Origin of the sequence: Trueperella bernardiae, from assembly GCF_001469025.1 — a bacterium.
GTDB lineage: Bacteria > Actinomycetota > Actinomycetes > Actinomycetales > Actinomycetaceae > Trueperella > Trueperella bernardiae.
This window is the reverse complement of sequence record NZ_LNIZ01000005.1, coordinates 70,599-95,710: the sequence shown is the minus strand read 5'-3', so window position 1 is coordinate 95,710 and position 25,112 is coordinate 70,599. Positions and strand designations below refer to the sequence as shown.

General features: G+C 65.4%; 21 protein-coding genes. 16 read left to right on the top strand and 5 right to left on the bottom strand.

Features of this window, described 5'->3' with window-relative positions; translation table 11 throughout:
* Positions 1 to 64: 64 nt before the first annotated feature.
* The gene (locus AQZ59_RS06090; protein ID WP_062613785.1) at positions 65 to 493 is read left to right on the top strand and encodes an HIT family protein; all 429 of its coding nucleotides are present in this window, start codon (positions 65 to 67) and stop codon (positions 491 to 493) included.
* A 73-nt stretch (positions 494 to 566) separates the two neighbouring features.
* Positions 567 to 2,405: an FG-GAP-like repeat-containing protein gene (locus AQZ59_RS06085; RefSeq protein ID WP_082661192.1), complete on the top strand. Its 1,839-nt coding sequence runs from the start codon at positions 567 to 569 to the stop codon at positions 2,403 to 2,405.
* 72 nt (positions 2,406 to 2,477) lie between these two features.
* Here AQZ59_RS06085 and AQZ59_RS06080 read toward each other — a convergent pair whose 3' ends face one another.
* Positions 2,478 to 3,140, bottom strand: coding sequence for a vitamin K epoxide reductase family protein (locus AQZ59_RS06080; RefSeq protein ID WP_062613783.1), 663 nt, complete (start codon positions 3,138 to 3,140; stop codon positions 2,478 to 2,480).
* Complete coding sequence (locus AQZ59_RS06075) at positions 3,133 to 3,951, bottom strand: HAD-IIB family hydrolase (RefSeq protein WP_082661191.1); 819 nt, start codon at positions 3,949 to 3,951, stop codon at positions 3,133 to 3,135. Before AQZ59_RS06075 ends, AQZ59_RS06080 begins: the two co-directional genes overlap by 8 nt.
* Positions 3,952 to 4,004: 53 nt before the next feature.
* Here AQZ59_RS06075 and AQZ59_RS06070 point away from each other — a divergent pair, with 53 nt between their 5' ends.
* The 9 genes from AQZ59_RS06070 (at position 4,005) to AQZ59_RS06030 (ending at position 15,300) form a co-directional block, all read left to right on the top strand.
* On the top strand, positions 4,005 to 5,306 hold the full coding sequence (locus AQZ59_RS06070) for an AI-2E family transporter (protein ID WP_062613781.1): 1,302 nt from the start codon (positions 4,005 to 4,007) through the stop codon (positions 5,304 to 5,306).
* A 40-nt stretch (positions 5,307 to 5,346) separates the two neighbouring features.
* The gene (locus AQZ59_RS06065) at positions 5,347 to 6,054 is read left to right on the top strand and encodes a purine-nucleoside phosphorylase (protein WP_062613780.1); all 708 of its coding nucleotides are present in this window, start codon (positions 5,347 to 5,349) and stop codon (positions 6,052 to 6,054) included.
* Positions 6,054 to 6,722, top strand: a complete 669-nt coding sequence (locus AQZ59_RS06060) for a metal-dependent transcriptional regulator (protein ID WP_062613779.1) — start codon at positions 6,054 to 6,056, stop codon at positions 6,720 to 6,722. The genes AQZ59_RS06065 and AQZ59_RS06060 overlap by 1 nt, the downstream gene beginning before the upstream one ends.
* Before the next feature lie 233 nt (positions 6,723 to 6,955).
* Positions 6,956 to 7,570 carry a thymidine kinase gene (locus AQZ59_RS06055; protein WP_062613778.1) on the top strand — a complete coding sequence of 205 codons (615 nt, stop codon included), beginning with the start codon at positions 6,956 to 6,958 and terminating at the stop codon, positions 7,568 to 7,570.
* Between the two features lie 232 nt (positions 7,571 to 7,802).
* The gene (locus AQZ59_RS06050; protein ID WP_062613777.1) at positions 7,803 to 11,249 is read left to right on the top strand and encodes a choice-of-anchor M domain-containing protein; all 3,447 of its coding nucleotides are present in this window, start codon (positions 7,803 to 7,805) and stop codon (positions 11,247 to 11,249) included.
* On the top strand, positions 11,227 to 12,744 hold the full coding sequence (locus tag AQZ59_RS06045; RefSeq protein ID WP_070808057.1) for an anchored repeat ABC transporter, substrate-binding protein: 1,518 nt from the start codon (positions 11,227 to 11,229) through the stop codon (positions 12,742 to 12,744). Before AQZ59_RS06050 ends, AQZ59_RS06045 begins: the two co-directional genes overlap by 23 nt.
* Before the next feature lie 2 nt (positions 12,745 to 12,746).
* Positions 12,747 to 13,745 (top strand): choice-of-anchor M domain-containing protein, encoded by a 999-nt coding sequence (locus tag AQZ59_RS06040; RefSeq protein WP_062613775.1) that lies wholly within the window; start codon positions 12,747 to 12,749, stop codon positions 13,743 to 13,745.
* Complete coding sequence (locus AQZ59_RS06035; protein WP_062613774.1) at positions 13,742 to 14,461, top strand: anchored repeat-type ABC transporter ATP-binding subunit; 720 nt, start codon at positions 13,742 to 13,744, stop codon at positions 14,459 to 14,461. The genes AQZ59_RS06040 and AQZ59_RS06035 overlap by 4 nt, the downstream gene beginning before the upstream one ends.
* Positions 14,458 to 15,300, top strand: a complete 843-nt coding sequence (locus AQZ59_RS06030) for an anchored repeat-type ABC transporter permease subunit (protein WP_062613773.1) — start codon at positions 14,458 to 14,460, stop codon at positions 15,298 to 15,300. Before AQZ59_RS06035 ends, AQZ59_RS06030 begins: the two co-directional genes overlap by 4 nt.
* Before the next feature lie 221 nt (positions 15,301 to 15,521).
* On the opposite strand, the gene AQZ59_RS09590 is transcribed toward AQZ59_RS06030, so the two are convergent.
* The 3 genes from AQZ59_RS09590 to AQZ59_RS06020 all read right to left on the bottom strand — a co-directional run bounded on the left by AQZ59_RS09590 (position 15,522) and on the right by AQZ59_RS06020 (position 18,873).
* Positions 15,522 to 15,692, bottom strand: a complete 171-nt coding sequence (locus AQZ59_RS09590; RefSeq protein ID WP_160326878.1) for a hypothetical protein — start codon at positions 15,690 to 15,692, stop codon at positions 15,522 to 15,524.
* Positions 15,693 to 15,702: 10 nt separating this feature from the next.
* On the bottom strand, positions 15,703 to 17,166 hold the full coding sequence (locus AQZ59_RS06025) for an NAD(P)/FAD-dependent oxidoreductase (RefSeq protein ID WP_062613772.1): 1,464 nt from the start codon (positions 17,164 to 17,166) through the stop codon (positions 15,703 to 15,705).
* Positions 17,167 to 17,463: 297 nt separating this feature from the next.
* Entirely contained in the window at positions 17,464 to 18,873 is a 1,410-nt protein-coding gene (locus tag AQZ59_RS06020) for an amino acid permease (protein ID WP_062613771.1), read from the bottom strand.
* A gap of 142 nt (positions 18,874 to 19,015) precedes the next feature.
* On the opposite strand from AQZ59_RS06020, the gene AQZ59_RS06015 reads away from it, so the two are divergent.
* From AQZ59_RS06015 to AQZ59_RS05995, 5 genes are all read left to right on the top strand, one after another.
* The gene (locus tag AQZ59_RS06015; protein ID WP_062613770.1) at positions 19,016 to 20,692 is read left to right on the top strand and encodes a fumarate hydratase; all 1,677 of its coding nucleotides are present in this window, start codon (positions 19,016 to 19,018) and stop codon (positions 20,690 to 20,692) included.
* Between the two features lie 209 nt (positions 20,693 to 20,901).
* Positions 20,902 to 21,888, top strand: a complete 987-nt coding sequence (locus tag AQZ59_RS06010) for a methionine ABC transporter ATP-binding protein (protein WP_062613769.1) — start codon at positions 20,902 to 20,904, stop codon at positions 21,886 to 21,888.
* Positions 21,885 to 22,586, top strand: coding sequence for a methionine ABC transporter permease (locus AQZ59_RS06005; RefSeq protein WP_062613768.1), 702 nt, complete (start codon positions 21,885 to 21,887; stop codon positions 22,584 to 22,586). Before AQZ59_RS06010 ends, AQZ59_RS06005 begins: the two co-directional genes overlap by 4 nt.
* A 69-nt stretch (positions 22,587 to 22,655) precedes the next feature.
* On the top strand, positions 22,656 to 23,498 hold the full coding sequence (locus AQZ59_RS06000; protein ID WP_062613767.1) for a MetQ/NlpA family ABC transporter substrate-binding protein: 843 nt from the start codon (positions 22,656 to 22,658) through the stop codon (positions 23,496 to 23,498).
* 157 nt (positions 23,499 to 23,655) lie between these two features.
* On the top strand, positions 23,656 to 25,068 hold the full coding sequence (locus AQZ59_RS05995) for an amino acid permease (protein ID WP_062613766.1): 1,413 nt from the start codon (positions 23,656 to 23,658) through the stop codon (positions 25,066 to 25,068).
* Positions 25,069 to 25,112 lie beyond the last annotated feature (44 nt).

Genomic DNA, 25,112 nt, shown 5'->3' with positions numbered 1-25,112 from the left:
GGTGCCTGGCCCGGCCCGCCGGCGGCCACTGTGAGAGACATGACGCACGCCGTAGAATATAGCCATGAGCACCATCTTTTCCAAGATCATCGCCGGGGAGATCCCCGGCCAGTTCGTCTGGGCCGACGACGTGTGCGTCGTCATGGCCACCATTGAGCCGGTTCGCCCCGGCCACGTCATGGTCGTCCCCCGCGCCGAGGTGGCGAAGTTTAATGAGGTGGACGCCGGCGACTTCGGCCACATGATGCGCGTGGCGCAGATCGTGGCGAGCGCCCAGGAGAAGGCGTTTGGCGTGCCGCGGGCCGTGGTGGCGATCCTCGGTTTCGAGGTGCCGCACACGCACGTGCACGTGATCCCCGCCGAGTCGGAGGAGGCGGCGCGCTTTTCCGACGCCGTGGCCGCACCTGCCGAGGAGATCGCCGCAGCAATGGACAAGCTGCGCGCCGCGCTGATCGAGACCGGGTACGCCGATCAGGTGGCAGCCGCCCGGTAGTGCCTGTGCCGCCGTCACTTTGGAGTTGTTAAGGGAATAGACTCTCCTTGCACTCACACACTAGGAGAGTATTATGCGATCACTATTTTCGCGTCTTGCGACCGTCGCATTGACGGCGGTTCTCATGGTGGTTGCCGTGGCACCCACCGAGGCGAGCACGATCCGTTCCGGCTACCGGGACACGCTTCTTGCCCGCCATACGAACAATGATCTTTATGCCTACGGGGGGAGCGCTAGCTATCTCTCTCCGGGCATGAAGATTGGCCACGGCTGGGGCGGTTTTGATTACGGCATCCAAATTGCCTCGCTCGACGGCGCCGATTATGGCGACGTCATCGTCCGCTCCCCCGACGGCCTGCTGCGCATCTACCACTCGGATGGCACCTCGCTGACCGGCGGGTACCAGATCGGGTACGGGTGGCACGTCATGGCCGATATCGTCCCGGCCGATGACTGGGACGGGGACGGCCACCCGGATCTCCTCGCCCGCCACAGGGACGGCCGCCTGCTCCTCTACCCCACGCTGAGCGCGGGCGAGTGGGACCGGGTTCGCGAGATCGGATGGGGCTGGGACGACATCGACATGATGGTGGTGCCCGGCGACATCGATGGTGACGGGGTGGCCGACCTCGTCGCCCGCCACAAGCCCACGGGCCGCCTGCTCCTCTACCCGGGCGACGGCAGCGGTGAATTTGGCGCGATGCGCCAAATCGGCCACGGCTGGGAGTCCTTTACCAACATCACCTCGATTGGCGACATCGATGGCGACGGCCGCCCCGACATCATCGGCCAGCGCGCGGACGGCAAGCTCTTCCGCTACACGAGCCTGGGCAACGGCTGGTGGTCCAAGGCCGTGCAGATCGGCCACGGCTGGCAGGACATGACCCTGCCGGGCAAGTGGAAAGCCACCACGGTTGCGGGCCCACCGGCGCCGAAGCCGCAGCTGCTGCGCCAGCCCTTCGTCTACGGCACGCTCCGCACGGGCGACATCGGCTACCACATGGTTCAGGGCCGCGTGATCTCGGAGCGCAAGGATACCGTGCCGCGTTACGCCCTGTGGGTCACCCACAAGGGCACGTGGCCGTGGGCGATCCCCAGCGCCACGAGCCGCCCGATCGTTGGCCAGATCATGGAGTTCCCGGCCTCGACACTGGCCGCGAACCTCACGCGCCTGGACGTCTACGAGGGCTACTACCCGAACCGTAACATCAACACCTTGCGCTACTTCCGCAACGCGGCCACGACGACGTCGGGCAAGCCGGTCTGGATCTACGAGACCTCCCCGCGCCAGGCGCAGTGGGTGGTGCGAAATGGCTACCGGGTGTCGAATGGTGACTGGTTCAACCAGATCCGCGCGACCTCGCTACGTAGTCCGTCGGGCGGGCTGTGGGTCTCGCCTGATGCCGAGGCGTACGTGCAGGTTGACAAGGCCACCGAGATCACGACCTGCACCTCCGAGCTCGGGAGCCTGGATGGCCAGTTCCTCCACCTCGATCTGACGGCTACCGCCCCGGCCTCGACCGAGCAGGGCTACATCTCCGTCCCGGCGGAGTCCTTCGTAGCCGTGGATTCGGACGGCAACCCGTTTGCACCGTTCGACGAGTCGGCGCGGTACTGCTCCGCCATGAATGACCAGCTCATCGCGTTCGTCGACGACGGCGTCACGGCTTCCGGCACGCTCACTCTTTCCGGTGACATTGCCGAGCTGTACTGGGTCAACGACGACGGCGAGGCGGTCCTCATCTGGTCGAAGAACCCGGCGCAGCTCAGCCAGCCAAGCACGGAGCCGACAAAGGATCCTACCGCTGAGGTGACCGAGCCGGCCGAGGGGGCGGACCAGTCCGCGACAGAACCGGCCGCCGAGCAGACCGGTGAGCAGACCGGAGCGGCGGAGTCGGACAACAACGACTAGTCGGAACGCCGCCTGCCTAACAGTGAGGGCCTCCGGGGATTCCCGGAGGCCCTCACCATTGGCGGAGGTTGATTAGAAGACGAGCGCCCAGGAGTCCCAGAACCAGATGACGGTGAACAGGACGAGGACGAGGTAGACCACTGCCACGGTGATCCAGCGGTTGCGCACTAGGGCCGAGCCGAAGCCCTCGGCACCCTCCCCAAGGTGTCCGGCTTGGGCCACGCGGGCCAACAGCACGATGAAGAGCGGGATGGTCACGATCCACACGACCAGGCAGAACGGGCACAGTGACCTGTTGACCACGTAGGATTCGTAGGCGAACCAGACCACCCACACGATGCCCATGCCGGCGCCGGCGAGCGCGGCGTTCCACAGCCAACGGTGGAGGGTGCCGCCGAAGGCGAGCACGAGCCCGAGGGCCACGATTCCGGCGAAGAACATCATGCCGAACAGGGCGTTGGGCACACCGAACAGGAGGTGACCCTGCCAGGCGGTGAAGTACTTCGAGCAGCCGATCAGCGGGTTGACGTCACAGATGAGGCTGGCGTTCGGGTTTTTGTAGTAGGTGAACTCGGACAGGACGAGCATGAGTGAGGCGAACAGGCCGATCGCCCCAGTGATGATCATGGTCAGCGAGGTTTCGAGCGAGGCGCCGCCGGCGCGCTCGTGCTCGCTGGCCTTGGCCTCAAACTTGGCGATTCGACGATCCATTTCCTCGATGTCGAGTTCACTCATGATGTTCCTTCGCGTTTGCGACGTACGATTCAACAAAGTGGGCCGTGTCGGACCAGTCGGCAACGGCGTGGGTGTCGATCCCGAGTCGGGTGACGGGGTAGTCGTTGCCGCCCTCGTCGAGGCGGTCGCCCACAAACAGCATGTTCGCGATCGGTATGCCCGTGACCTTCTCCAGTTCGGCGATTCCGTAGGCCTTGTCCACGCCCTTGCGGGTGATGTCCACCGACGTCGATCCGCCCGATCGCACTTCGAGGTGCGGTAGGCGCGGGGCGACGGCGGCGCGCAGGGCCTCCTTCTTCTTCCCCGTGGGGTCCCAGGCCTTCTTCGCCTCGAGGGGCGCCTGCTGGCCGAGCGCGGAGAACGTGATTTGCGATCCGCGGTCTTCGAGGATATCTCCCCACACCTCGGTCTCCCACAGCCCGAGACGCTTGGCCTCTTCCTCCACGACTGCCATCGCCTCGGCCCTCTCCTCGGCGCTCAGGTCACGCACGTAGACGGGCCGCCAGTCGGCGTCGTCGTAACGCATGTAGCGCGTGCCGCACGTGGGCATGAGGTGGAGGCGGGCGAGCTGGGCGTCGGTGGCGTCGAGGTTGGCAAGCAGCTGGCCGCGGAACTGGTCAAACGTGCCGCCGGAGATGACACACACGTCGTGAAGATCGAGCAGGTCGCGAAGCGCGGCGGCCATCCGAGGTGACAGGGGTGATTTCGACGGTGCGAGCGTGTCATCGAGATCGAAGGCGAGCAGTGCGTACAAGGTTCCTCCTGAGCAGTTCGGCGTCCATTCTCTCACGCCACACGGAATAAAACACATTTCAACTATTTCGCGTTGGAAGAAATGCAGCCTCACCCGATAATGTGGCGCCTATGGAAGATTTTCAGCCACAACACGCACCGGACTCGGAACCTGACGAGGTGACGGTCAAGGCACACGAATACCGCTCCCCCGTCCCACCCGCCCTTGAAACTGCCGCCGGATGGGCGTGGCGCATCATCGTTCTCGCCATCCTGCTGATCGGCGTGGGCTGGGTCACCTTCAAGCTCTCCCTCCTCTTCATCGCGCTCATGGTGGCGCTCCTCATCGCCGTCGTGCTCGAACCTGCCAGCGCTTACCTACGCAAGCGCTGGAACTGGCCGCCGGCCGCCGCGGCCGCAGCCGGAGTGCTCGGGTTGGTCGTCATCATCCTCGGTCTGCTTGTGGGGGCGGGCACCGGAATCGTGGCGGGCATGTCCGACCTGGCCGACCAGGTTATCGCCGGCGTGTCCACGATCGTCGACCTTCTGACTGACAAGTTCCCCACCCTCCAGCAAACACTGAACGAGAGCTGGTCGAAGGCGCAAAGCGCCCTACAGAACAACGCCGCCACCCTGCTGGGCGGCGTGGCCTCCATCGGATCGAGCGTCACGGGCTTCCTCACCGGCATGATCCTGTCCCTGTTCTCCCTATTCTTCTTCCTCAAGGACGGCCGGCGCCTGTGGCACTGGATCGTGCGCGCCACACCGCGCTCGCAGCACGACCGGGTCAACGAGGCCGGCATCCGCGCCTGGGTGACGATCGGGAACTACACCCGCACGCAGGCGATCGTCGCCGCTGTCGACGCCGTCGGCATCGGTATCGTCGCGATGCTCCTGAAGACCCCGATCTCGCTCGCCTTCCCCATCGCGGTGGTCGTCTTCCTCTTCTCCTTCATCCCGATCGTCGGCGCCTTCCTCTCCGGCTTCCTTGCCGTGGTGATCGTGCTGGTCAACACCCAGTCGGTGGGCTTCGCGCTGCTCATGCTGGCCGGTGTCATCCTCGTCCAGCAGATTGAAGGCAACGTCCTCCAGCCCGTCCTCCAGGGCAACGCGCTCAACATGCACGCCCTGGCTGTGGTGCTCATCGTGGCAGGCGGATCGGCGCTCGCGGGCATCATCGGAGCTCTGTTCGCCGTGCCGCTTGCCGCCGCGATCAACACCGCGATCCTCTACCTGCGCGGGCATGACACCTACCCCTACCTCAACCGGATGCAGGACCGCCCGGGCGGCCCGCCGCGCGCATTCGAGGAGGTCTCGGCCGAGCACTGGGAGCGCTTTGACGAGAAGGTGGCCCAGCACCTCACGCCGAAGGAGCGCAAGGCGAACGCCAAGCAGGCCCGCGCGGAGCGGCGAGCCGCCCGGCGCTCGCGTTAGACTAGATCAGTAAACTTTCCGCCTTACGTTAAGGAAGAACATGGCAACGCCACACATCAACGCAGAAAAGGGAGACATCGCTCCCGCCGTCCTCATGCCGGGTGACCCGAAGCGCGCCGAGCGCATGGCCCAGATGCTCATGCCGGACGCCAAGGTCGTGTCGGACGTGCGCGGCATTAAGGCCTTCACGGGCACGGTGGATGGCAAGCCACTGTCGATCATGGCATCGGGCATGGGCCAGCCGTCGCTGGGCATTTACGCCTCGGAGCTTTTCTCCATGTTTGACGTGCAGCGCATCATCCGCGTGGGCACGGCCGGCGGCCTGTCGAAGGACGTGAAGGTGGGTGACGTAGTGATTGCCAGCGGCGCGCACTACGAAGGCGTGATCAACACCTACCTCATTCCGCAGACCCACTTCTCGGCTATCGCCTCCTTCAACCTGGTCAGGGCCGCGGCGGACGCGGCTGGGGATGACCCGGACGTCGTCGTGGCACCCGTGATCTCGCGTGACCGTTTCTACAACGTGCCCGAAGAGGTCAACGAGGCCGCCGCGAAGGTGGGCACCGCCGGAGCCGAGATGGAGGCAGGCGCACTCTACGGCCTGGCGTCCCTGTACGGCAAGGAGGCCCTTGCCGTGCTGACCATCTCGGATCACATGACCGTACCGAGCGAGGACATGACGCCGGAGGAGCGCGAGACTAAGTTCGTCAAAGCGCTCGAGCTCGCGGTGGCGGCAGCCCTTTCCTAATGAACACGCTCTCCCCCTCGACCGAGGACTACCTCAAGACGATCTGGTCCATCTGCGAATGGTCCGGCGATGAGGTAGTCCCGATCGAGCTTGCGCGCCGCATGGGGCTGAGCCCCTCCACTGTGACCGAAGCCGTGAAGAAGCTCAGCTCCCAAAACCTGGTCAGCCATCGGCGCTACGGCCCGATCCGCCTCACCGAGGAGGGCTTGCGCGAGGCACTGCGGGTAGTGCGCAAGCACCGGCTCATCGAAACCTACTTGCACACCCACCTGGGTTATGCCTGGCAGGAGCTGCATGACGAGGCCGAGGCGCTCGAGCACGCCGTGTCCGCGCGTTTCATCGACGCGATTGACGACCTGCTCGGCCACCCGCTGCGCGACCCGCACGGCGACCCGATCCCCCAGCCCGACGGCTCGATGCCAGCCATGGACGTCTTCCACTTGCACGAGGCAGCAGAGGGCGCGCCCGTGGTGATCGAGCAGGTGGACGACGACGACGCCGACGTGCTCATTTACCTGGGCGACCTGGGGGTGCGGCCCGGCAAGAACGCCACGGTGACCTCACAGAGCGCGGTGCTGGGCCTGACCACGATCGAGATCGACGGCCAGTCCATTGCACTGCCCAACCCCGCCGCCCGGCGGGTGCGCGTGACAATCCCAGAGCGCTAACTCATCGGGCGGGCGCGCACTGCGCGCCCGCCACGTGAGCGCCGCCCACGCAGGGTACACATCCACGTCAAAGGGCATATCCTGCCCGCGGGTGAGGATCCATGTGAGCCGCAGCCGGCCCGTGTATTGGCGTTCTTCCATCTCCATATCTCCACTCTCCCATGCCCCTCCGACAATTCTTTCCCGCCGATGCCCTATGCTGGTACAGCTGGACACTTTCGAAGGGATGAGCAGTGGCAAAACTGTATTTTCGTTACGGCACGATGAACTCGGGTAAGACCGCCGGCCTGCTCATGGCGGCCCACAACTTCGAAGAATCCCACCAGCAGATCCTCATCCTTAAGCCCGCCCTGGATTCGAAGGCCGGCGCCGCGCTCTACACGCGCATGGGGATCGAGCGGCTCGTGGATCACCTCGTGGCCGAGGACGACGACCTGTTCGAGCTTGCGAGTAACTGGCTCGCCTCCATCGAAGGCAAGACGGTGGGCGGGATCCTCGTGGACGAGGCGCAGTTCCTCACCACCGCACAGGTGGACCAGCTGCTCATGGCGGCCCTCACCCTCAACATCCCGGTGCTGTGCTACGGGTTACGTACCGACTTCCTCACCAAGGTCTTCCCCGGCTCGGCCCGCCTGCTGGAGACTGCCCACACCCTCGAGGAACTGAAGACGATGTGTGGGGCGGGGTGCCGGCGCAAGGCGAACTTTAACGCCCGCAAGGTCAACGGCCAGTTCGTGCTCCACGGCGAACAGATCGAGATCGATAACCGCTCCGAGGTGGAGTACATGGCCCTGTGCGGGCAGTGCTTCCTCAAGCTGGTGGGCCCGATCGACGGCCACCGCGAGTAGCCCTGCAAGCAAGTACCGCAAGTAATCACCGACTTCCACCCTCAGATGCATCCGAGCGCAGACGCATCTGGATTCTGCGCCCGAAGACTCCGCTTTTAGCAACAAGACAGCCCAGGGTTCTGATCGATCCACACGTGCGCGTTACGCCACACCCCACCACCTTCATATCGATATCGATTCCCGTTACACTTGTAGGTGATAAAGATTCTCAATTGAAAGTAGGTGATCCTTCTTGTCGCGTCTGAGTTGGGCGAAGCGGCTCGCCGCCCTCACTACCTCCGCACTCGCCGTCTCCTTCTTGGCACCGGCGGCGGCCGCGCCCACGGAGGGCAAGGCAATTTTCGATCAAGGCCACACCGATTCCCCGAAGGTGTTTTGGGAGAATGACGCCCTGACGATCAAGGCTTCCGGCCAGCAGGTCACGCCGCTGGAGAAGGGCCTGCACTGGCTGCACCAGGGCTACGATTCCAGCGGCAAGCAGTACTTCTATTACACCGCTGGCGAGCATCCCCAGTATCGCTTCCTGGGAGAGGCGGGCGACCTGTTCTACTGGGGCTCCCCCATCAATGCCACGGGCGGCGCTAAGAACCTGTGGATCGGCTACGGTTCGGACGCCGGCATCCCTGTGGAGAAGTTCCGCGACCAGATGTTCCAGCTGGAGCTCGTGGACTTCACCGGCCCGGGCCAGATGGAGATGTTCCGCTACACGAATGATGATTATCCGCAGGAGCGCTTCCTCTCCAGCCACCAGAACGACTACCGTTTCCTCCAGCTCGGCGCCGGTGCTCACACGCACCTCAACACCACGTTCTCCAAGCCGGGCACGTACCACCTCACCTACCGCACCACGTACCGCGATGCCACGACCGGCCAGTTCGTGACCTCCGCTCCGCAGGATATGGAGTGGCAGGTTGGCGGTAGCAATCCGCGTCAGGCCAAGCTGGGCAACGTGATCGACGCTTACAACGCCTCCCAGGAGACGGGCTCATCGCAGTCCTTCAAGCCCACGCTCACGCTTGCGCCTTCGGGCACCGAGCCGATGACGTCGATCACCTTCGACACGGGCGATCCGGCCGCCACGGGCCGCGTGGCCTTCTACATCGACGGTTACTACCTGGCCGAGCAGCCTCTGACCGGCGGTTCCGCTACGTGGAGCGAGATGATCGGCTCCCAGACCTCAAGCTTCCAGGCCGTTTACGTTCCCGACGCCGGCTCGCCCGCCCCGCGCTGGATGACCGCCCCGGTCTCTTACAAGCTCGGCGATAAGGCGACGACGACGTCGGAGTCCGGCCAGTTCCCGGCCCCCACGAACACCAACATCCCGGCGAAGAACCTGAGCCCGGCGGCGATCACCTCCACCAAGGTGACGATGTCGAGCAAGCTCGAGGGCGATAACTACGTCATCACCGCCATGCCCGAGGATCCGAACGTGGAATTCGGCGTGGTTGGCGGCTTCGGCGAGGACGTGTCGAGCACCGCCGAAGAGTGCCCGATCAACTTCACCTCCACCCGCTCCTCGCGCTCGATGACGATTTCGAAGAGCTTTGTGGACGACTGGTGTGACACCACCCAGGCCCACTGGGAGCTCACCCCGGCCACGCAGTACCCGGCGGCCCGCACCCCGCTGGACGCCGAGGGCGCGGAGTTCACCGCGACTGCGAACTTCGCCGCTGCACCCGATAGCGATGCGCCCGCACCCTCGGAGCCGGAGACTCCGGCGCCGGAGAACCCGGACAACCCCACCGACCAGCCGACCGGCGATGCCGGTGGAAACGGTGAAGCTGGCGATAACGGCAAGCCTGGCGAGGCCGAGGACAACGCCAGCGCCGAGACCGAAGGCGCCATCAAGACCGAGGCCGTGACGATCACGGAGGGCCACATCGACTACGGCCCCACGCTCACGCCGGACGGCTCGCTGCGAATCATCGTCGGCGACGATTCACGCACTATCGAACCGCGTAGCGTGGTTCGCGATCCCGACGCCGTCACTCTCAAGGCCAAGGTGCGAAAGCAGGTGCGCTCCAAGCGCGTCTTTGGCGATGAGTCCTACAACTTCTTGGGCGATTACGGCACGCCGCTGTACGTGCTGCCGCAGTCGCAGGTGAGGGGCTTGGTATGGCCGGGCTTCTCTACCGAGCGCCTGCCCACGGAGACCTTCCCCAATGGCACGACGATGACCTTTACGCCGATCTCGGTACCCTCGGGAGGCGCACAGGCGACTCCCGAGGTTGCTGGACGCGCGATGCCGATGATGGCGTCGATGGCTCATTCGGCGTCGGCGGACGAGGGCGCGAAGGCCTGGGCCTTCACGCAGGGCCTCGCGGGCCTGCAGGATCTGCTGGTCGACTCCTCGAAGACTACCACGGTGACCAACACCCTTCCGGCGCACATCCACGCCAACTGGGTCTTCACCCACCCGGGCACGTACGAGTTCGCGATGCAGGTCTCTGCCACGGATAAGGACGGCACGTCGATAACGTCGGACATCGGCAAGATCCGGATCGTCGTGGAGGACAAGTCCGCGCCCGACGCCGGTGACACCGACAACACGGACACGGGCAACGGCAACGACGAAGCCGGCAACGGCTCCGGTAACGACAACACGGGCAACGGCAACACCGATGGCTCGAATAAGGGCGACGCCGACAACGGCGGCAAGCCCGGCGGCAAGACCCCGGACAAGCCGGCCGGCGCCCCCGGCACCACCGGAACACCCGGCGCCACCGGAACGCCTGGCGCTACCGGCACCCCGGGCGCGGCGGGCACCGGCCCGGCGGGCACGATCACGGGCGGCGGCGCCGCTGTGGAGCAGTGCATCCCCACCCCGATCGAGACCGAAGTTTCGGGCCCGGCGGCGAAGGCATCGGGCGGTTCTTACACCGTGCCGGCCAACACCCACTCGCACCCGAACTGGGTGTTCACCAAACCGGGCACTTACAAGGCGACGATCACGCAGACCGCCAAGCTCAAGAGCGGTAAGCGCGTCCAGGCCACGGGCACCCTCACGTTCAATGTGGGAGGTTCGGGCAACGCGGATTCGGGCCACTTCGACATCGGCTCGGTCCTCGAGGGCGACAAACTCATGTTCAAGGTGAAGGATGACCGCACCCAGCCGGCCAAGTGGGTCGATCCGGGCTCGCTCGTCTTCGGCCTGAGCGACGCTTCGAAGGCCACCGCACCCGCAGGCCTGGAATTCATCGCCCCGAAGGGCTCGCAGATTTGGATGATCTCCTCCGCCGCTGTTCCGGGCGTGCCGTGGGTGGGCGCGAATACGCAGCACCCGTCGATCGTCTCGGGTACCACCGGTGAGGTCACGTGGTCGCTGTCCAGCGTGACCGGCCCGGGCCAGCTCGCGGTGTTCTCCTCGGGCAACCTCGGCCAGGTGGTTGGCGAGCGCTGGTTCGGCGGCGCGGCCAGCGATAACGGCCTGCCGGCGGGCGTGGAGAAGAAGGGCGATAAGTACATCAAGACCGAGTGGGTGGGCAAGACGGCGTCGGGCGCCGACTGCCAGCTCTCGGCCGAGCAGATCGCCCAGCTCCAAGCGGAGGGCAAGAACGTGGCGGCCGGCCAGACCACCGCGCTCACTCACGCCGGTGCAACCGTGTCCACGCTTGCGGCCCTCACGATTGCGCTCATGGGCATCGGCGGTGCGCTGATTGTTCGCAGGCGCTTCGCATAACCGGGGCAGGCTCGCCCGCTCCCTAGCACTCCTGGCCAGCCTCGCGCTGGCCGGGTGCGCCGCACCTACGGAGGACTCGGCCGGGGTGGTCGCCACCACCCCTGTCGTGGCCGACTTGGTGCGGAACGTGGCGGGCGACGCGATCGACGTCGTCTCCCTCGTTCCGCCCTCCTCCGACCCCCACACGTACGAGCCGCCCTTGTCGATGCTGCGCCACGTGACGCGCGCGAAGACGGCGTTCTCTAACGGGCTGCTCCTGGAAAACGAGTCGATCCGTGCGATGGTCGATTCGAACCTTCCCGCGGGCAGCCCGAACGTGGCACTTGGGGACGAGTCGGTGGCAGTGGGCGGCTACCACATCCCGCTCGTCGAAGACCAGGCGCTGGACACGATCTGGTTGGGCCTGCGCGTGGCCGGCCGCTACTCCGACCCCGGAACGGTGACCTTCCGCGCCACCGCGCTCGAGGGCCCGGGCAACATCTCGGCCTTCACCACGGGCGTGTTCGGCCAGCCCTCGATCTGGCTCGACTCCTCGAACGGCCTGGACGGCGACCAGCTGGCCCTCCCCGCCGGCTCGCACACGCACATGTCGTGGGGGTTCACCGCCCCCGGCCGCTACCGCCTCACCATCGAGGCGATTCCCGACGCCGACATGCGCGGCTCCTCCCCCGCCGAGGCGACGATCGAGTTCGCCGTTGGCACCGATCCGGGGCCGAATGCTCTGGATTCGGGGCACGTGGACCTCTTCGCTCAGGCCGACCTCACGCTGCGCGGGGAGGACAAGGGCCGCAGCTTCGAGCGCAAGCCGGCCGACGTCGTCGTCGCGGTCCCACACGCCACCCGCACGCAGGTGCCGGCGGACCCGCAGTGGCGTTTTCTCGGCAAGCCCGGGGAGGACGCGTGGGTGCTGGCGCAGGCCGTGATCGGCAGGCACGTGCACGGGGAAATTGACCCGCACATGTGGCTGGATGTTGCCAACGCGATCACCTACGTGGAGGTGATCCGCGACCAGCTCTCGGCGATCGAGCCCGAGCACGCGGACGTCTTTGAGGCCAACGCCTCGGCATATATCGCCAGGCTCGAGCGGCTCGATGCGTGGGCCGCGAACGTGCTCGCCACGATCCCGCCCGCTAACCGCCGCCTGGTGACGGCCCACGACGCCTACGGGTACCTGGCCAACGCCTACGGGCTTGCGATCACGGGGTTTGCGTCGGCGAACCCGTCGCTTGAGCCGTCGGCCGGGGCGCTCGCCACGCTCACCGCCACGCTGCGCGACCTGCACGTACCGGCGGTTTTTACGGAGGCCTCCACGAAGTCGGGGGCGGGCGAGTTGACGTCGATCGCGGACGGCCTGGGGATTAGCGTGTGCTCCCTGTCCTCCGACTCGCTCACCCCGGACGCCCCCACCTACATTGACCTGGTGGTTCACAACATCACCGCATTAAAATCGTGCCTGGATCCGAGCTCGTATCCAGCATGGACGTTTGAAGGATAGACATGAAACGACTCTCCGCGCTCACCGCGCTCGCCCTCGCCGCCACGGCCCTCACCGTGCCCGCGGCCGCCACCACCGACTCCACGGCCGTGGACCCCGCGCTCACACAGCGCGTGAACGCCGACGAGGCGGTAGCCCCTGCCGGCGAGCAGACGGTGATCGACGCCGGGCACGTGGACATGGGCCCGCGCATCATCGACGGCCAGTGGCAGGTCCTCGCCCGCGACGACACCACCGCCACCCCCACATGGCGCCAGACCAACGACGTCGTCTACCGCGTCTCCGACGCCGCCCGGCTCGACGTGCCCGAGGGCTACGACTTCGTGGGCGGCACGCAGGCGTGGGTGATCCCCCAGCAGGAGATCTCGGGCGTGCCGTGGCTGGGCTGGAACACGCAGGACCCGGCAGTGATTGACCAGGTCAACGGCACGGTCAACATCGTCTTCGAGGGCCACGAGGGCCCGGGCACCTTCACCGCGTTCGTCCAGGCCGGCAACTTCCAAGGCCCGGACCTACTGTGGGATTCGGCGAAGGCCGAGTCCCAGCCGATCTCGGTGGAGCTTAACACGCACACGCACGTCAACTGGGCCTTCACCGAGCCGGGCGTGCACCGCATCCGCCTATCCTTCACCGCCACTCTCAACGACGGCACGACGGCCGGCGACACAGCTTACATCAACGTGGCAGTCGGCTCTGAGACGAGCATCGACGACGTGTGGGCGGCCATCGCCGCCGTACAGCCGGACTCCACGACGCCCGACGGCTCGGCTGACGCCTCGGAACAGACGGGCGAGGGCCAGTCTGGCGCGGGCCAGAGCAGCAATGGTTCGGAGCAGGCTGACGACGCCAGCCCCGACGCCACCGCGCGCGACCAGCGCGACTCGAGCACCGGCGTCGTCGTCCTTGGCATGGCGGGCCTGGCCCTGCTCGTCGTGGCCGTCTTCGTGGTGCTACGCAAGCGCACGAGCTCCGCGCAGGCCCGCGCCCTGGAGGACAAGTGAGCGTCCTTGCCCTTCGCGACGTGGACGTGTGCCTGAGCGGGCGCACGATCCTCGAAAGTGTCTCGCTCACGGTGGAGCCGGGCGAGATCATGGGTCTGCTCGGGCCGAACGGCGCGGGCAAGACCACGCTCATGCGCGCGATCATGGGGCTCATCCCCACTGCGCGCGGCACGATCGAGCGCTCGGGTGCGCCGGGCTACGTTCCCCAGCGCCACGACATCGCCTGGAACTACCCCATCTCCGTGCAAGAAACGGTCATGACCTCCCTGCAGGCGCGCATGCGCCCGTGGCAGTGGGCGAAGGCTGAACACTGGCGGTCCGTCTACGACGCCCTGGAGATGGTGGGGATGATCGACCTGCGCGAGCGCACGCTCGACGAGCTCTCGGGCGGGCAGAAGCAGCGGGTGCTCATCGCCCGCGCGCTCGCCCCTGGGCCCCAGGTGTTGTTGCTGGACGAGCCGTTCACCGGCCTCGACCACCCCACCCAGGACTCGCTCACCGATCTCTTCACCTCCCTGTCCGAGGCCGGGGTGGCGATCCTCATGTCCACCCACGACCTCACGCAGGCCGTGGGCATGGCCGACCGACTGGCCCTGCTCGCCGGCACGATCCGCGCCGTCGACGCCCCGGACAACCTGCGCGACCCCCACATCTGGATGGACACCTTCGCCGTCCGCCCCGACTCCGCCCTGCTTCGTACCATTGGACTGACATGAGCCTGCTCGACTTCCTCGCCGACCTCGCCAACCCCCAGCTTGCCTTCCTTCAGCGGGCCATGGTGGTGGCAATCCTGTCGGCTATCATCTGTGGCGCCGTGGGCGTTCACACCGTCCTTCGCGGCATGAGCTTCATCGGTGACGCGCTCGCCCATGCCGTCTTCCCCGGCATCGCCGTGGCCTTCGCCGTGGGCGGCTCGGTACTGCTGGGCGGGGCGGTGGCCGGCGTCGTCGTCACCCTCCTCATCGCCGTGTTCACGCAGAACCGGAAGGTGGGCGAGGACTCGGTGATCGGCATCTTCTTCGCCGCCGCCTTCGCGCTCGGCCTGGTCATCATGGCGCACATCTCCACCTACACCGGCTCGCTCGAATCGATCCTGTTCGGATCGCTCACGGGCGTCCAGCCCGGCGACCTCACCTCCATCGCCATCGGCGCCGCCGCGATCCTCACCGCCCTGGCGCTCGCCCACAAGAAACTGGTGATCGTCTCCCTCGACCGCGCCTACGCCTCCTCGCTCGGTATCCGCGCCGGGCTCGTAGACGTGGTTCTCTACCTCACCATCGCCGCCGCGGTGGTGATGAGCGTGCAGATCGTGGGCAACATCCTAGTGCTCGCCCTGCTCATCACGCCGGCCGCCACCGCCCGGCTCCTGACCGATCGCTTGGTGCCCATGATGCTGATCGCGCCCGCCATTGGCTCGGCGGGCGCGTTTTTCGGCATTTGGGCGTCGTGGGTGTGGGACCTGCCCACGGGCGCGGCGATTGTCCTCATTTTGACGGCCGCGTTCGCGCTCGTGTGGGCGGTCCGGGCGCTACCCGCACACAGGCTTAGGCGTTAAGCTCGGCGCGCGTAGGCGCGTAGGCTCCCGTGTGTGCCACGGTGATCCCAGCGTTCTTCGAAGCGCGCTCGAGGATGGCGCGCACCTTCGAGACCCAGGTCGGCCATCGTCACGCGCTTTGCTATCCTCGTCCTTTCCTCGGCATCATTCTGCCATCGACGCCGGACGCCGGCACAAAAGGGTGCGGTCGAGGTCTCCCCCGGCCGCACCCTTGCTCGTACTTACATCTTCTTATCGTGCCCGCGCACCACCATGCCCATGGTCCCGAGCGCAGAACTCACGAAGTGGCCTAGCTGCCACACGGGGTTCTTGCGCAGATGCAGGGTGAGCCGGGTGGGCACCGGCACGTCGTCGTAGGAACGGATGATGGTCGGGTTGTCGGCGTTGTTCATGATGCCCTCTCTATTCCGGAATGAGCGTCCAGCCCGGCAGGGCCTTCGCCTTGTAGATGAACAGGTAATGGAGGAAGGTCTTCATCCAGTGGCCAGAGAGCCCGATCTTGCCGGTGGTGAGCTTGGTGTTGCGGCCGCCGGTCTGCGGGTACTTCTGGTAGTTCGGCACCACGGGGTACATTGCCATGGATGCGGCCGAACCGTTGAGGATGTCGTTGCCGGCGGAGGCCACGCACACCGCGCCGAGGCGGGACATGGAGGCTTCGTGGGCCGGGGCGGACGCGCCGTTCTTGATCCGGTCGCGGATCGTGAGTGCCACCGTCTTGCCCATCACGCCCGAGGGCATGCCCGTACGCGGCGGGGCAGGCGCGATCGCAGTGCCGAGCGCGGAGGCGCGCGGCTTGGAGATCGGGTGCGGCGGGGCGAAGGCGATACCAACCGCGAACATATTCGGGTACTGCGGCACCTCGTACTTCTCGGGCCAGTCGGTGGCGAGCCACTCGTCATAGGACTTGGGCGTGTAGTTGGCATCAACCTTCATGAAGTTCGCCGGGTTAAACAGACCCTCGATGGGCTCGCCGTCCTTGTCCACGGCCGACAGGCCCTGGCCGGTGAACGGGGGCAGTAGCATGGCGAAGTCGTACTTGAGCTCGTACGTCTTGTCGTCGTCGACCACCTCGTACTTGATCGTGTCCTCGGTGATCTCCTTGCAGCCGGCGCCCAGGATCGAGGCGACCCCGCGCTCCGTGAAGATGGACTCGGTCCACATCTTCGAGGACTGCTTGAAGCCGCGCTCCACAAACTGCATGCCGCCCACGCCGAAGTCGCCCAGCTCGTATTCGTTCGTGAGGTAGATGAGGTCCGCCTTGTCGCGCACCCCGTAACGCTTGAGTTCGTGGTCCACGTTGAACGTGTATTCGAAGGCCGCGCCCTCGCAGGTGCAGTTGCCGGCGCCCATGCCGACCACGAGGGTCTGGCGTTCGCCGCGCTTCATCTTCTCGATCGACTCCATCAGCTTTTCATTGGCTTCGACGGCGTGATCCGCTGTGCAGACGGAGACCGTGTAGCCGTTGTCCGGGCCGAGGCCCGGGGTCGCACCGAAGTTGAGCCGCGGGCCGGTGGCGTTGACGAGGTAGTCGTAGTGGATCTTCTCCTCTTCGCCCTCGCGCTTCGGGTCGGTGTAGACGACCTCGACGTAGGGCCGCGAGTCGCCGGCGTCACCCTCGGGGTGGATGACGGTGGCGCGCGCCTGGCGGAAGTCCACGCCCTTGCGCTTGTAAATCGGTGCGAGCGGGAAGACCACGTCCTTCTTCTTCATTCGCCCCGTGCCAACCCAGATATTCGACGGAATCCAGTTCCAGTGCGAATTGGGGCTGACAACCACAACCTTGTGACTCTTGCCCAGCATCCTCTTCAGGTGCAGGGCTGTGGTGTGCCCGGAGATTCCGGCTCCGAGAACTACAACTGTGGCCATTTTCCCTCCAGCCATTTAGCGATGCGGCGTCGTTGCCGCTTGTCACGATCATACGCTATACCCCACCGGGTATCTTCGTTTTTCTGGAAGTACACCAAAGTCTTTTCTTTTTCGGTTTCACAACGCCGTCCGCGCGGCCTAGTAGCGTTCGGCGATGCGGGCCTTCTGGTCTCCCGACGCCGTGGCAAGGTATCTTACCTTCGGCGCCCGGCCGCTTACCCCGGCGAGCTCCACGGTGTACCCCGCCAGCAGGCCGTATTCGACGTCGGTGTGCGGCTGTTCGCGCTGGTAGATCTCCTACTTGCCGGCCTGCGCGGCGAGGGATTCGGCCAGGAGGTCGCGTGGGGCGGGCAACTCCCGCGAGCGCGAGAGCAACCAGTAGCCCACCGACAGGGCGAGGATGTAGGGCACGCCCGCATACCAGGCGATCGGCATGAGCCAGTAGAGTGCGATGAAGATGGCCACGCTCGCGGCGAGGACCACCACGTTGGTCACGGGGCTGCCCCACAGCCGGTTGGTGGGCAGGGGCAGGCCGGCCCGGGCACGCTTGGCGCGGAAGGCGATGTGGGTGCTCATCACCATCACCCAGGTGACGAGAATGCCGATGGTGGCCATGCCGTACAGCCACATGAACACGTTGCCCGGGCTGAGGATCGCGAGCGCAGCGGCGAGTGCCATTCCGCACATGGCGAGGCCCACGGCTCCGCGCGGGGCGCCCTTGGCGTTGGTGCGGCTGGCGAAGCGTGGGGCTTCGCTGTCGACGGCGAGTGAGTGGAACATGCGGCTGGAGGAATAGAGGCAGCCGTTTGCGGCCGAGAGCGCGGCGACGATGAGCACGGCGTTCATCACGTGCGAGGCGCCGGCCACGCCCGTGATCTCCAGGACCTTGACGAACGGTGACTGTTCTACCGTGCCGGCCACGGCTGCCGTCAGCGTCCAGGGCTGGAGCATGAGGACCACGAGAATCGCGCCCACGTAAAAGATGAGCAGGCGCCAGATCATGGTGTGAGCGGCGCGGGGGATATCGCGGGTGGGGTTGGCGGACTCGGCCGCGCCCACCGACACGTTCTCAATCCCACCGAAGGCGAAGACCGCCATACACGCCGCCGCCAGCACTCCCCCAACGCCCTTGGGCAGGAAGCCGCCCTCGGTCAGGTAACGCACGCCGACGGCGTCGTTGGTCCCAAGCCCCAGCACCACGGCCAGGCCGAGCAAAATGAAGACGACGATCGCCACTACCTTGATCATTGAAAACCAGTACTCAGACGAGCCGTAGAGATGGACGGAAAACATGTTGAGCGCGCCGATGAACACCGAGCACAGGATTGTGCCGAGCCACAGCGGGAGTGCGGGGAACCAATAGGTGAGGTACGTGGCGGAGGCGACCACCTCGGCGCCGACTGCCACCATCATTGTGATCGCGAAGTTCCAGCGCGTGACGAAACCGCCGAAGCGCCCCAGGTACGACGCCGCCACCGCGCCATGCCCGCCGGGGACCGGGTGGACCGTGACCATCTCAGCCAGCGCCCACACAATCGCCAGGGCAAGGCTGCCCGCGAGCGCGTAAGAGATGACGGTGGCGGGGCCGGCGTAGGCGATGACCGAGCCCGAGCCGAGGAAAAGCCCGGTGCCGAGCGCCCCGGACAGGGCAATCATGGCAACCTGTGCCGAGGTGAGGCCGCGTTGGAGTTGGGAATCGTCGTTCACGCCTTCATGGTAGCCCCGCCACGGGAATGGACGTCAATTTCGTGAGTGTCGTGTTGCATTAGGCCATTATGCCCGCGGAATGTCGGAGGCAGCTCCTATCCTCTTAAGCGAGGGGTTTTACGCCTAGTAGAGAGAAACTTTCATGGACGATATCAAGTACAGGGACATGCTGCCCGTCGGGCCGGATAAGACGGAATACCGCCTGGTCACCACCGAAGGCGTGGAGACCGTGGAGGGCCCCGATGGGATGACGTTCCTCAAGGTGGACGAGTCGGCGCTGGAGCTGCTGGCTGAGACCGCGTTCCACGACATCAACTTCTACCTGCGCACCGCCCACCTCAAGCAGGTGGAGAAGATCTTGGAAGACCCGGAGGCCTCCCCGAATGACCGCTTCGTGGCCAAGACCCTCCTGCGCAACGCGCTCATTGCGGCCGACGGCGTGCTTCCCATGTGCCAGGACACCGGCACGGCCATCATCAAGGGCGAGCGCGGCCAGCGGGTGCTGACCCCCGGCGTCGACGAGCGGGCGCTTTCGCGCGGCGTACAAAACACGTACGGCAAGTACAACCTGCGCTACTCACAAAACGCGCCGTTGACCATGTACGAAGAGAGGAACACCGGCACCAACCTGCCCGCGCAGATCGAACTGTACGCGGACACCGAACCCGGGCACGAAAACGAATACCACTTCCTGTTCATGTCGAAGGGCGGCGGATCGGCGAACAAGTCCTACCTGTACCAGGAGACGAAGGCGATCCTGAACCCCGACTCGATGATGCCATTCCTCGAGGGCAAGATCCGCTCGCTCGGCACGGCCGCCTGCCCGCCATACCACCTGGCGATCGTGATCGGCGGAACGTCGGCGGAGTACGCGCTCAAGACCGCGAAGTACGCCTCGGCCAAGTACCTCGACGAGCTACCCACCCACGGCGGCGAAGAGGGCTACGGCTTCCGCGACCTCGACATGGAGGAGCAGGTCCTCGAGATGACCCGCAAGATCGGGATCGGCGCTCAGTTCGGCGGCAAGTACTTCTGCCACGACGTGCGCGTGGTCCGCCTCCCCCGCCACGGAGCCTCCCTGCCGGTGGCGATCGCGGTGTCCTGCTCTGCGGACCGTCAGGCGAAGGGCAAGATCACGCCCGAAGGCGTATTCATCGAACAGCTCGAATTCAACCCGGGCCAGTTCTACCCGGCTGAGACGGACGCGGAGATCGGGCACACCGCAGGCGACGAGGTGGTGCGCATCGACCTCAACCAGCCGATGAAGGACGTGCTCGCCGAGCTGACCAAGTACCCGGTCAAGACCCGCCTGTCGCTCACCGGCACGATCATCGTGGCACGCGACATCGCCCACGCCAAGATCCAAGAGCGCCAGAACAAGGGCGAGGGTATGCCGCAGTACATGAAGGATCACCCCGTGTACTACGCCGGCCCGGCGAAGACCCCGGAGGGCAAGCCGTCCGGCTCCTTTGGCCCCACCACGGCGGGACGCATGGACTCGTACGTGGGCCCGTTCCAGGCCGAGGGCGGGTCAATGATCATGCTGGCCAAGGGCAACCGATCCCAGCAGGTGACCGACGCGTGCAAGACGTACGGCGGCTTCTACCTCGGCTCGATCGGCGGCCCCGCCGCCCAGCTGGCCGAGGACTGCATCAAGCACGTCGAACTCCTCGAGTACCCGGAGCTGGGCATGGAGGCCGTGTGGAAGATCGAGGTGGAGGACTTCCCCGCCTTCATCGTGGTTGACGACAAGGGCAACGATTTCTTTGCCGGCTCCCAGACCGTGTCCGTCACGTTGGGGAAGCGTCCGGGGCTGTAAGGTTCGGCTGATACAGCACGGGGTGCCCGGGACGTGAGGTCCCGGGCACCCCGTGTGTTTGCCAGGCCGGCCCGTGACCTTGCCTACACTTCACCCGAAGGGTGAGATCCTTTTGCAGCGCCAAGGATCGACGTGTTTACTGTTCACTGTAATCACCGGACAGGTCGCCACCTCGGCAGCGTTTGGACCGGTGGCGAAGAAGGAGAACCATGATTGAGCTGCAAGGGGTCACCAAGGTGTACCCCCGCAAGGGAGCTGAGTCCGTTGTGGCACTCGACGACCTCTCGCTCACCATCATGGACGGCGAAATCCACGGCATCGTAGGCGAATCGGGCGCGGGCAAGTCCACGCTCATCCGCTGTCTCACGGCCCTGGAAAAGCCCACCTCCGGCGCCATTCTCGTGGACGGTAAGGACCTCACCACTCTCTCGGGCCGCCCGCTTCGCGCAGAGCGTCGCCGCATCGGCATGGTCTTCCAGGGCGCGAACCTGCTAGAGGCCCGCACGGCGGCCGAAAATATTGAATATCCGCTTAAGGTCTCGGGCATCCCGAAGGCCGAACGTGACGCGCGGGTGGCTGAGCTACTCAACCTCGTCGGCCTTGCGGACCGCGGGGCGTCCTATCCTGCGCAGCTGTCGGGTGGCCAGCGCCAGCGCGTCGGCATCGCCCGCGCGTTGGCGATCCGCCCCTCGGTGGTTTTGGCTGACGAGCCCACCTCGGCACTCGACATGGAGACTACCGACCAGATCCTCGACCTCCTGAAGAACGTGCGCGAGCAGCTCGGGGTGACGATCCTGGTCATCACGCATGAGATGGGCGTGGTGCGTAAGATCTGCACGTCGGCAACCCTCCTGGACGCGGGCCGGATCGTCGAATCGAGTTCGATCGACCACGCGCTCGCGAACCCCGAGTCGCGCTTGGCCAAGAAGCTGATCCCGCTGCCCGAAGTTGAGCCGGAGTGCCTACGCGAAGACACCCTGGTCGACATCTACTTCACGTCCCGCCCCGGCATCCCCACGGGTTCGAAGGTGATGGCTCGCGTGGCCGAGCTCGGCGGCGACATCGCGGCCGGCCTGTTTGAGTCGGTGGGAGAGATGCAGGTGGGCCGCCTCGCGCTGGCGATTCCGGCGCAGAAGGTTTCCCACGCTCTTCAGGCATTCGCAGCCGACGGCATTCACGCGGAGGTGCGCGCATGAGTTTCGACATCTTCCTCGCCACGGATTCCTGGTTTTCCAACCCGGCGATCGCGCGCGGCTTGTGGCCGGCGGTCCTGGAAACGATCTACATGGTTGGCCTGTCGTCGCTCATCACTGTGGCGATCGGGATTCCGATCGGCCTGATCCTGTCCGAGACCCGCAAAGGCGGCCTCATCGCCGCGCCCACCACGAACAAGATCGTGGGCGCCTTGGTCAACCTGGGCCGCGCGATCCCGTTCATCATCCTGGCGATCATCGTCCTTTTCTTTATCCGCGGCATCGGCCTGCCGTTCCTCAAGGCGACCGGCTGGCTGGCGTTCACCATCGCGCTCGCGGTATCCGCGATCCCCTACTTCGCCCGCATGGTCGAGTCGAACGTACTCGCAGTCGAGCCGGGCAAGGTGGAGGCCGCGCAGATGACCGGCGCGCCTGCGGTGCGCATCATGTGGGACGTGCTGGTGCGCGAGGCCCTGCCCTCAATCATAAATTCGGTGACGATCCTCGTCATCACGATTGTGGGCTACTCGGCGATGGCTGGCGCCGTGGGTGGCGGCGGCCTGGGCGCGCTCGCGATTAACCAGGGTTACCAGCGTTACAACTTCGACGTCATTGTGATTGTCGTTGTCGTCATCCTGCTCATGGTGCAGATGATCCAGTGGCTCGGCGACATGCTGAGCCGGATGGTTGACCACCGCTAAGGCGCAGCCATCCGGGACCTCGCTTCAGTCTTAGCCTCCACTTTCGTACCCATTAGACAAGGATTCATCATGCGTAAGATTTTTGCTCTCGTGGCCTCCGCGGCCCTCGCCCTCACGGCGTGCTCTTCTGACAACGGTTCTGCTAACAGCTCGGAGTCGACGACGTCATCGTCCGCCTCCGCCGACGGCCTGACCACCCTTGTGGTTGGCGCTTCCCCGGTACCGCACGCCCCGATCCTGCAGTTCGTGGCGGACAACCTGGCCGAGAACGCGGGCCTGCAGCTGGAGATCAAGGAGTACACGGATTACGTCCAGCCGAACGTAGCGCTGGATGCTGGCGAGCTGGATGCCAACTTCTTCCAGCACCTGCCCTACCTCGAGGCCCAGATCGCGGATCGCGGCTACGACTTCGACCACGGCAAGGGCGTTCACATCGAGCCCTTCGGCATCTACTCGGAGACGGTCACCAACCTTGACGACGTGCCCGAGGGTGGCGTCGTGCTGGTGACGAACGACCCGTCGAACCAGGCGCGCGGCCTGTGGCTGCTCGAGACCGAGGGTCTCATTACGCTGGAGGACGTGGACAGCCCCACGATCTACGACATCAAGGACAACCCGAAGAACCTGCAGATCCGCGAGTCTGAGGCGCCGTCGATCCCCGTACAGCTTCCCGACGTCGACCTGGCTATTATCAACGGCAACTTCGCCCTTGAGGCGGGTCTGGTTCCGGCGAAGGACGCGCTCGCGCTGGAGTCCGGTGAGAACAACCCGTACGCCAACATCCTGGCGTGGAAGGCGGACTCCGGCAAGCTTGACGCGATCAAGAAGCTTGACGAGCTGCTGCATTCCCCGGAGGTTGCCAAGTTCATCGAGGAGACCTACCCCAACGGTGAGGTGACCCCGGCCTTCTAAGGCTTAGGTCCCTCGAAGGTGGCGGCCCTCGCGGCCGCCACCTTCCTTTTGGCCGGGTTGTGCCCAAACGTGAGCTTTCTGGCAGGCCGAGTTGCGGCGTCGTGAGCGCAAATGGGCATAGATTCGGCATAGACGTGCGCGAAGTGAAAGGACACGTATGCCAGTCGAGGATCATGAACAGGAAGAGACCCTCCATCGCGGGTTGTCGAACCGCAACATCCAGCTGATCGCACTGGGAGGGGCGATTGGCACGGGCCTGTTCATGGGATCGGGGTCGACGATCCATTCGGCGGGCCCGTCGATCATCCTGGTTTACATGATCTTGGGCCTGGTGCTGTTTCTTATCATGCGCGCGATGGGCGAAATCCTCATCCACAACCTTGACTACAAGTCGTTCCAGGATTTTGCCCATCACCTCATCGGCCCGTGGGCGGGATTCGTGACGGGGTGGACGTACTGGTTTTTGTGGGTGGTGATCGCGATCGGCGACATGATCGTGGTGACCGGCTACTTCAACTTTTGGATCAAGAACATCACCGTCTCGGCGTTCGTGACGCTCGGACTGCTCGCGCTGCTCGTGGTCATCAACCTGCTGACGGTCAAGCTCTTCGGTGAGGTCGAGTTCTGGTTCGCGCTCATCAAGATCGCTGCGATCCTGGCCCTCATCGCCGTGGGCGTGGTGATGGTGGCCAGCGGCTTTACGGGGCCGACGGGCGAGCCGGCGTCGTTCACCCACCTGTGGGACCACGGGGGCTTCTTCCCCACCGGCGCCTCCGGGTTCCTGGGCGCGTTCTCGATCGCGATTTACTCGTTCATCGGTACGGAGCTGATCGGCACCACTGCCGCCGAAACCAAGGACCCCACGCGCACGATCCCGCGCGCCATCAACCAGGTGCCGTTGCGCATCGCGGTGTTCTACGTGGGCGCGCTGGCGGTCATCATGGCGATCACGCCATGGGACGCCATCAACCCCGAGACCTCCCCCTTCGTCTCCGTGTTCGCCATGGTCGGGCTGGGGGCAGCGGCGTCGGTGATGAACTTCGTGGTGCTGACGTCGGCGGCGTCGTCGGCGAACTCGGGGATCTTCTCCTCCTCGCGCATGATGTACGGGCTAGCCAAGTCGCACCAGGCGCCGCGCCTGTTCGGGCGGCTGTCCTCACATCGCGTGCCGCGCCGGGCCCTGCTGTTCATCGGCCTGCTGATCCTCATCTACCTGCCGATCTTGTTCGTGGGCGGCAGCGTGCTCAAAGGCTTCGAGCTCATCGCCGCGGTGGCGACCACGCTCATCCTGTTCATCTGGGCGCTCATCCTTGTTTCCTACATCCGCTACCGCAGGCGTCACCGCGCCGCGCACGAGGCCTCCGAGTTCAAACTCCACTTTGCGGCCGTCACCCCGTGGCTGGCACTGGCCTTCATCGCGTTCATCGCGTGCGTGCTCGTCTACTTCCCTGCCACCCGCGTGCCCACCCTGCTCACCCCGGTCTGGTTCGTGGTGCTGGGCCTCGTATGGGTGGTGCGCAAACGGATTCTGCTCCGCCGCGGGGTGACGTTGGACATCATCAACGGGTAGGACTGTTTTCAGCTTACAATCCGGACTCGGCGAGCAGCACCTCT

Coding starts and splice junctions, on each gene's coding strand:
- AQZ59_RS06090 (WP_062613785.1), top strand. CDS start 65: ATGAGCACCATCTTTTCCAAGATCATCGCCGGGGAGATCCCCGGCCAG.
- AQZ59_RS06085 (WP_082661192.1), top strand. CDS start 567: ATGCGATCACTATTTTCGCGTCTTGCGACCGTCGCATTGACGGCGGTT.
- AQZ59_RS06080 (WP_062613783.1), bottom strand. CDS start 3,140: ATGAGTGAACTCGACATCGAGGAAATGGATCGTCGAATCGCCAAGTTT.
- AQZ59_RS06075 (WP_082661191.1), bottom strand. CDS start 3,951: ATGTGTTTTATTCCGTGTGGCGTGAGAGAATGGACGCCGAACTGCTCA.
- AQZ59_RS06070 (WP_062613781.1), top strand. CDS start 4,005: ATGGAAGATTTTCAGCCACAACACGCACCGGACTCGGAACCTGACGAG.
- AQZ59_RS06065 (WP_062613780.1), top strand. CDS start 5,347: ATGGCAACGCCACACATCAACGCAGAAAAGGGAGACATCGCTCCCGCC.
- AQZ59_RS06060 (WP_062613779.1), top strand. CDS start 6,054: ATGAACACGCTCTCCCCCTCGACCGAGGACTACCTCAAGACGATCTGG.
- AQZ59_RS06040 (WP_062613775.1), top strand. CDS start 12,747: ATGAAACGACTCTCCGCGCTCACCGCGCTCGCCCTCGCCGCCACGGCC.
- AQZ59_RS06030 (WP_062613773.1), top strand. CDS start 14,458: ATGAGCCTGCTCGACTTCCTCGCCGACCTCGCCAACCCCCAGCTTGCC.
- AQZ59_RS09590 (WP_160326878.1), bottom strand. CDS start 15,692: ATGAACAACGCCGACAACCCGACCATCATCCGTTCCTACGACGACGTG.
- AQZ59_RS06025 (WP_062613772.1), bottom strand. CDS start 17,166: ATGGCCACAGTTGTAGTTCTCGGAGCCGGAATCTCCGGGCACACCACA.
- AQZ59_RS06015 (WP_062613770.1), top strand. CDS start 19,016: ATGGACGATATCAAGTACAGGGACATGCTGCCCGTCGGGCCGGATAAG.
- AQZ59_RS06010 (WP_062613769.1), top strand. CDS start 20,902: ATGATTGAGCTGCAAGGGGTCACCAAGGTGTACCCCCGCAAGGGAGCT.
- AQZ59_RS06005 (WP_062613768.1), top strand. CDS start 21,885: ATGAGTTTCGACATCTTCCTCGCCACGGATTCCTGGTTTTCCAACCCG.
- AQZ59_RS06000 (WP_062613767.1), top strand. CDS start 22,656: ATGCGTAAGATTTTTGCTCTCGTGGCCTCCGCGGCCCTCGCCCTCACG.
- AQZ59_RS05995 (WP_062613766.1), top strand. CDS start 23,656: ATGCCAGTCGAGGATCATGAACAGGAAGAGACCCTCCATCGCGGGTTG.